Annotated in this window: 8 protein-coding genes; 6 read left to right on the top strand and 2 right to left on the bottom strand. The window is 70.4% G+C overall.

What is annotated here, in order from left to right; genetic code table 11:
• From ACTS11_RS11000 to ACTS11_RS10990, 3 genes are all read left to right on the top strand, one after another.
• Positions 1-252: DUF6958 family protein (locus ACTS11_RS11000; RefSeq protein ID WP_442640356.1), on the top strand; the 252-nt coding region annotated here is incomplete at its 5' end.
• 118 nt (positions 253-370) lie between these two features.
• The gene (locus ACTS11_RS10995) at positions 371-1,258 is read left to right on the top strand and encodes an SPFH domain-containing protein (RefSeq protein ID WP_442640357.1); all 888 of its coding nucleotides are present in this window, start codon (positions 371-373) and stop codon (positions 1,256-1,258) included.
• On the top strand, positions 1,258-1,542 hold the full coding sequence (locus ACTS11_RS10990) for an NfeD family protein (RefSeq protein WP_442640355.1): 285 nt from the start codon (positions 1,258-1,260) through the stop codon (positions 1,540-1,542). Before ACTS11_RS10995 ends, ACTS11_RS10990 begins: the two co-directional genes overlap by 1 nt.
• Before the next feature lie 9 nt (positions 1,543-1,551).
• Here ACTS11_RS10990 and pyrF read toward each other — a convergent pair whose 3' ends face one another.
• Positions 1,552-2,241: an orotidine-5'-phosphate decarboxylase gene (gene pyrF, locus ACTS11_RS10985; protein ID WP_442640354.1), complete on the bottom strand. Its 690-nt coding sequence runs from the start codon at positions 2,239-2,241 to the stop codon at positions 1,552-1,554.
• A 450-nt stretch (positions 2,242-2,691) separates the two neighbouring features.
• On the opposite strand from pyrF, the gene ACTS11_RS10980 reads away from it, so the two are divergent.
• From ACTS11_RS10980 to clpB, 3 genes are all read left to right on the top strand, one after another.
• Complete coding sequence (locus tag ACTS11_RS10980) at positions 2,692-2,973, top strand: hypothetical protein (RefSeq protein WP_442640353.1); 282 nt, start codon at positions 2,692-2,694, stop codon at positions 2,971-2,973.
• A 25-nt stretch (positions 2,974-2,998) separates the two neighbouring features.
• Positions 2,999-3,436 carry a hypothetical protein gene (locus tag ACTS11_RS10975; protein WP_442640352.1) on the top strand — a complete coding sequence of 146 codons (438 nt, stop codon included), beginning with the start codon at positions 2,999-3,001 and terminating at the stop codon, positions 3,434-3,436.
• Positions 3,437-3,571: 135 nt separating this feature from the next.
• Positions 3,572-6,187, top strand: a complete 2,616-nt coding sequence (clpB, locus tag ACTS11_RS10970; RefSeq protein ID WP_442640351.1) for an ATP-dependent chaperone ClpB — start codon at positions 3,572-3,574, stop codon at positions 6,185-6,187.
• Positions 6,188-6,246: 59 nt separating this feature from the next.
• On the opposite strand, the gene ACTS11_RS10965 is transcribed toward clpB, so the two are convergent.
• On the bottom strand, positions 6,247-6,824 hold a 578-nt coding region (locus ACTS11_RS10965), incomplete at its 5' end, for an alpha/beta fold hydrolase (protein WP_442640350.1).

The raw sequence follows: 6,824 nt of genomic DNA, 5'->3' as shown, positions 1-6,824 counted from the left end.
GGCGAGGTCACGCCCGTCGCGGCGTGGAAGTTCCACGCCGTGCGCCGCGCGATCCTCCATGCCGTCGAGGGCGCGGGGCCGGAGGGGCTTTCGCTCGCGGCGCTGCCGGGGGCGGTCAAGGCGCGGATGTCGCAGGGCGACCTCGGGCGGCTCGGGCCGCTCGGCTGGCATTGCACGCTTGTGCGCGACGAGATGGAGGCGGCGGGCGAGATCGCGCGCCCGGATGGCCAGCCGCGGCTCGTGCGGGCCTGAAAGGGGAGCGGAGGGGTGAAATTCCCCGACCGCGTGGCCAATTTTCGCCTATCTTTGGCCCCTGTCGCTGCGCATAGGATGCGGCATGAAGCAAGAGCCCCAACAGACGAGTTTCGATATGGACCAGGTCATCGGCGAGCTTTTCGGCGGCAATCTCGTGCTGCTTCTGCTCGCGCTCTTCATCATCCTCTGCATCTTCCTCGCCATCCGCATCGTGCCGCAGTCCGAGCAGCACGTGGTGGAGCGGTTCGGGAGGCTGAAGTCGGTCCTCGGTCCCGGCATCAACTTCATCGTGCCCTTCCTCGACCGCGTGGCGCACCGGGTCTCGATCCTCGAGCGGCAGCTGCCGACCGCGAGCCAGGACGCGATCACCCTCGACAACGTGCTGCTCGTCGTGGAGACGAGCGTGTTCTATCGGGTGCTCGAGCCCGAAAAGACCGTCTACCGCATCCGCGACGTGGATGCGGCCATCGCGACGACGGTCGCGGGCATCGTGCGGGCCGAGATCGGCAAGATGGAACTCGACGAGGTGCAGTCGAACCGCGCCAGCCTGATCGCGCGGATCAAGGAAAGCGTCGAGGGCGCGGTCAACGACTGGGGCATCGAGGTGACGCGGGCGGAGATCCTCGACGTCGGCCTCGACCAGGCGACCCGTGACGCGATGCTCCAGCAGCTCAACGCCGAGCGCGAGCGGCGCGCCGCCGTGACCCGCGCCGAGGGCCAGAAGCGCGCGGTCGAGCTCGCCGCCGACGCAGACCTCTACGCCGCCCGCCAGCAGGCCGAGGCCCGCCGCGTCGAGGCGGACGCCGAGGCCTATGCCACCGGCGTCGTCGCCGAAGCCATCGCGCGGGGAGGCCTGGAGGCGGTCCAGTACAACATCGCGCTCGAACAGGTGAAGGCCATCGCCCAGGTCGCCGGCAAGCAGGGCAACCAGACCGTCATCGTTCCGGCCGACGCCGTGGACGCCTTCGGCAAGGCGTTCCAGATGCTGCGGGGGCGGAGCTGATGTGGGGCGCGTGGTGGGTCTGGGGGGCGGCGGCCGTCGTCCTCGCCATCGGCGAGGTGATCCTGCCGTCCTTCGTGCTTCTCGGTTTCGCCATCGGCGCGGCGGTGATCGCGCTGATCCTGCTGGTCGGCGGACCGCTCGCTGTCTGGCTCGCCGGGAACCTCGCGGTGCTGCTGCTGGTCTTCGCCGTGGTGTCGCTGCTGGCGTGGCTCGCGCTGCGCCGCTGGGTCGGCGTCTACCGAAACCAGGTCAAGACCTTCGACCGGGACATAAACGAGAACTGAGGCCTCGTCTCAGGGCAACGTCGCCAGGATCGCGCGCGCGGCGGCGGCGGGGTCCGCCGCCTGCCAGACGGGGCGGCCGACGACGATGTGATCGGCCCCGCTCCGGATCGCCTCGGCGGGCGTGGCGACACGCTTCTGGTCGCCCCTGTCGCTTCCTTCCGGCCGCACACCGGGCGTGACGATCAGGCGGCCACGGGCCTCCGGCAGGGCGCGGATCATCGCGGCCTCGTGGGGGGAGGCGATCACGCCGTCCGCCCCGGCGTCGAAGGCGCGGGCGGCGCGGGTCGCCACGATCTCGGCCACGTCGCCCGGGACGATCATGTTGGCGTCGAGGTCCGCGCGGTCGTTCGAGGTCAGCACCGTGACGGCGAGGATCTTCAGCCCGGTGCCCGAAGCCCCCTCCGTCGCAGCGCGAACCACCTGCGGGTCGCCGTGGACGGTGAGGAAATCGAGGTCGAAGGCCGCGATCCCGCGCACCGCCTTCTCGACCGTCGCGCCGATGTCGAAGAACTTCATGTCGAGGAAGATGCGCTTGCCGCGCTCCTGCTTCAGCTCGTTGGCGAGCGCGAGGCCCCCGCCCGTCAGCATCCCGAGCCCGATCTTGTAGAACGAGACCGCGTCACCGATGCGGTCGGCGAGGGCGAGGCCCTCCACGGCGTTCGAGACGTCGAGGGCGACGATCAGGCGGTCATCTGACATAGGGAGTGCTCCGGGCTGCCGCGCCCGTGTCTCGCGTCACGCCGGAGGCAAGTCAAGCCAAACGGGGCGCTGCCCCCCGCGCACGGCGGGGGACAGCGGGGGATTCAATTCTGCATCCGGGCCGCCACGTGATGCGGACCCGCGCCTCCGGGACTGGCCAGCGCGATGGCGCCGGACATCCCCAGGAGGATGCTCGTGACGATGATCGTATGCCTCATGTGCCTCATTCTTCTTTCCCTCCAAGGTCGGGCGTTCGTTGGTGACGCCCATCTCCGAGTGTCGCCCGGTTCCGGGCGGGGGCGTGTCGGGAAACGGGCGAAAATGGGACCGGCAAGGCGATCGGCGGAAGCCGGCCGAAGTGGGGCGGGCGATTGGGCGGGATGTCACCGGACGGAACAGGGCGCCGCGGGCGCGCGTTGAGACCCCGAACGCCGGCAACCGGAGGTTACCATGGCACAGCACGCACCACCGCGCCGCGTCCGCGACCCGCGCACCGGCGCGGCACCCGAGCCGCCGTCCGACGCGCGCGCCGATGACCCGATCCACGGCGTCGATCCGCGCCGGAACCGGCCCGCGCCGGGCGAGCGGCCGGGCCTGTCCGGCGAGGTCGCCCATCGCGGCGCCATGCAGACCGCGGAGCGCGGGCGCTCCTCGCGCCGCCTGCCGCCGAGCCTGTGGCTGGTGCTGTTCCTCGCCGCCCTCGTCGTCGCGGCCACCATCCTCTGGGTGTGACCGGCACCCGCAAGCGGAGAGATCCATGACCCGCCCCCCCGAAAGACGCCGCACGATCGGTTCCCCCCTCATCGGTGTGATCCTCGCCGCCGTGGTCGTGGGGTTCGTCGCGCTCGCCATCTTCTGGTCCGGCCAGCCCGCCGAGCGCGCGGACGACGCGCTTTTCGAGGGCCAGCAGGAGCTGCGGCCGACGGGCTCGGGCACGCTGCCCGACGGCCCGGCGGACAGCCCGCGCGGCGGCCTGACCGAGGGCACCGCGCCCGACGAGGTGATCGACCAGACGATCAACACCGACAACGTCCCCGCGCTCCTCCAGTCGGGCGACGAGCCTCCGGCCAGCCCGACGGCCGAGGGCCTGGAGCCTTTCGGCGAGGACGCCGAGCCGATCCTGCCTCAGATCGCCGACGAGACCGAGATGGAGGTCCCCGGCGTGGAGGAGGAAGAGGAGCCGCAGGGGCAGTAGCCTGCGGCGCGGCGCCGCCGGGCGGATGCTTGCGGCGCGCCACCACGCTTCCCATATCCTCGGACGAGGCCCGAAGCCTCCATGCCGCATCGGCGGGTGGAGGCGGGAGCGGGCGCTTGGAAGAGGAGAGACGTGATGAACTTGGAGAAGTTCACCGACCGCGCACGCGGTTTCCTTCAGGCCGCGCAGACCATCGCGCAGCGGGAGGACCATCAGAAGCTGGTGCCCGAGCACCTGCTGAAGGCACTTCTGGACGACGAACAGGGCATGGCCGCGAGCCTGATCTCGCGGGCGGGCGGCGCCCCGGATCGGGTGCGCGATGCGCTCGACGTGGCCCTGCGCAAGATGCCGAAGGTCACGGGCGACGCGGGCCAGCTCTATCTCGACGGTCAGACCGCCAAGGTCCTGTCCGAGGCCGAGAAGCTCGCGCAGAAGGCCGGTGACAGCTTCGTCACCGTGGAGCGCATGCTGACCGCGCTCGCCATGGTGAAGTCGGGGGCCAAGGACGCGCTCGACGCGGGGGCGGTGAACGCGCAGGCCCTCAACTCCGCGATCAACGACCTCCGCAAGGGGCGCACCGCCGATTCGTCGAGCGCCGAGGAGAGCTACGACGCCCTCAAGAAATACGCCCGCGACCTGACCGAGGCCGCGCGGGAGGGCAAGATCGACCCGATCATCGGCCGCGACGAGGAGATCCGCCGCGCCATGCAGGTCCTGTCGCGGCGCACCAAGAACAACCCCGTCCTCATCGGCGAGCCCGGCGTCGGCAAGACCGCCATCGCCGAGGGCCTGGCGCTCAGGATCGTCAACGGCGACGTGCCCGAGAGCCTGCGGAACAAGAAGCTCATGGCGCTCGACATGGGCGCGCTGATCGCGGGCGCGAAGTATCGCGGCGAGTTCGAGGAGCGTCTGAAGGCCATCCTGAAGGAAATCGAGGCCGCCGCCGGCGAGATCATCCTCTTCATCGACGAGATGCACGTCCTCGTGGGCGCGGGCAAGACGGACGGCGCGATGGACGCGGCCAACCTGATCAAGCCGGCGCTGGCGCGGGGCGAGTTGCACTGCGTGGGCGCCACGACGCTCGACGAGTACCGCAAGTACGTGGAGAAGGACGCGGCGCTGGCCCGGCGCTTCCAGCCGCTGATGGTGGAGGAGCCGACGGTCGAGGACACCGTGTCGATCCTGCGCGGCATCAAGGAGAAGTACGAGCTGCACCACGGCGTGCGGATCTCGGACGCCGCGCTGGTCGCGGCGGCGACCCTCTCGCATCGCTACATCACCGACCGTTTCCTGCCCGACAAGGCGATCGACCTCGTGGACGAGGCCGCCTCGCGCCTGCGGATGGAGGTGGATTCGAAACCCGAGGAGCTCGACGCGCTCGACCGGCAGATCCTGCAGATGCAGATCGAGGCCGAGGCGCTGAAGAAGGAGGACGACCAGGCCTCGAAGGAGCGGCTCGAGACGCTCGAGAAGGAGCTGTCGAACCTCCAGCAGCAATCGGCCGAGCTGACCGCGAAGTGGCAGGCCGAGCGCGACAAGCTCGAGTCGGCGCGGACCATCAAGGAACGTCTCGACCAGGCGCGGGCCGAGCTTGAGGTCGCGAAGCGGAACGGCGATCTCGCGCGGGCGGGGGAGCTGTCCTACGGCGTGATCCCCGGGCTCGAGAAGGAACTGGCGCAGGCCGAGGACCAGGACGAGGACGTCATGGTCGAGGAAGCCGTCCGCCCCGAGCAGATCGCCGAGGTCATCGCGCGCTGGACGGGCATTCCGGTCGCCAAGATGCTGGAGGGCGAACGCGAGAAGCTCCTGCGCATGGAGGAGGAGCTCGGCCGCCGCGTCGTGGGCCAGACGCAGGCCGTCGGCGCCGTAAGCCGCGCCGTCCGCCGCGCGCGGGCGGGGTTGCAGGACGAGAACCGGCCGCTCGGCTCGTTCCTCTTCCTCGGCCCCACCGGCGTCGGCAAGACCGAGCTGACCAAGGCGCTGGCCGAATACCTCTTCGACGACGACCAGGCGATGGTGCGCATCGACATGAGCGAGTTCATGGAGAAGCACTCCGTCGCCCGGCTGATCGGCGCGCCTCCGGGCTATGTCGGCTATGACGAGGGCGGTGTCCTCACCGAGGCGGTGCGGCGCAGGCCCTACCAGGTGATCCTCTTCGACGAGGTCGAGAAGGCGCACCCGGAGGTGTTCAACGTGCTCCTGCAGGTGCTCGACGACGGCATCCTGACGGACGGGCAGGGGCGCACGGTCGACTTCAAGCAGACGATCATCGTCCTGACCTCGAACCTCGGGAGCCAGGCGCTGAGCCAGTTGCCCGAGGGGGCCGATGCCGCGCAGGCCAAGCGCGACGTCATGGACGCGGTGCGGGCGCACTTCCGGCCGGAGTTCCTGAACCGGCTGGACGACATGATCGTCTTCGACCGCCTGACGCGGGCCGACATGACCGGCATCGTGACGATCCAGCTCGCCCGCCTCGAGAAGCGGCTGGCGCAGCGCAAGATCGTGCTGGAGCTCGATCCAAGCGCGCGGAGCTGGCTGGCCGACGAAGGCTACGACCCGGTCTTCGGGGCGCGTCCGCTGAAGCGCGTGATCCAGCGTTCTCTGCAGGATCCGCTGGCCGAGATGATCCTCGCCGGCGACGTTCGGGACGGCGAGACGCTGTCCGTGACGGCGGGGCCGGACGGTCTGATCGTCGGCGGGCGCGTCGCCGCGTCGAACCGGCCGAAACCGGATGACGCCGTCGTGCATTGAGAGAGCAAGGTGCACCGAAAGGTGGTTGGGCCCGGGGGAAACCCCGGGCCTTTTTTTTCCTAGAGGTTCCCGTCGATGGCGCGCGCGAGGAGGTCCGGCAGCTCCGCGCTGCGCCAGGTGTCGAGGTGATCGGCCCCCGGCAGGACGACGTGGCGGAACCCGGGGAGCACGCGGGCCAGACGCTCCATGTAGGGGCGTTCGCCGTCGCGCTCTCCGATGATCCCGAAGACGGGCATGGGAAGCGCCGCCACCGCCTCCTCGGGAAGGCCGGTGATCTCGGGAATGCCCTCGATCAGTGCGGCCAGCGCGTCGGGCGTGTGGGACGACCCGGACAGCGCATCGAACCAACGGCGATACTCGGCCACGATCCCTTCGGGCGACCAGCCGGACCCGGCGAGCGTCAGGCTCAGCACCCTGTCGGGTCGATGGACCGCGAAGGCGAGGCCGATCTCGGCCCCCATGGAGAACCCGGCCACATCGGCGGTCTCGAGGTCGTTCTGGTCGAGCAGCGCCTCGAGATCGGCGAGGAGCCTGCGCCCGTAGGCCGAGGCGTCGGTCGGCCGGGCGCTGTCGCCGTGACCGCGGAAATCGGGGGCGAGAACGCGGCGGGTGCGCGCGAGACGCTGGGCAACGCCGG

It is taken from the genome of Roseicyclus sp., assembly GCF_052168335.1.
Taxonomy (GTDB): domain Bacteria; phylum Pseudomonadota; class Alphaproteobacteria; order Rhodobacterales; family Rhodobacteraceae; genus Roseibacterium.
Note: the sequence above shows the minus strand (reverse complement) of the source record. Positions and strands in the feature narration are given on the sequence as shown.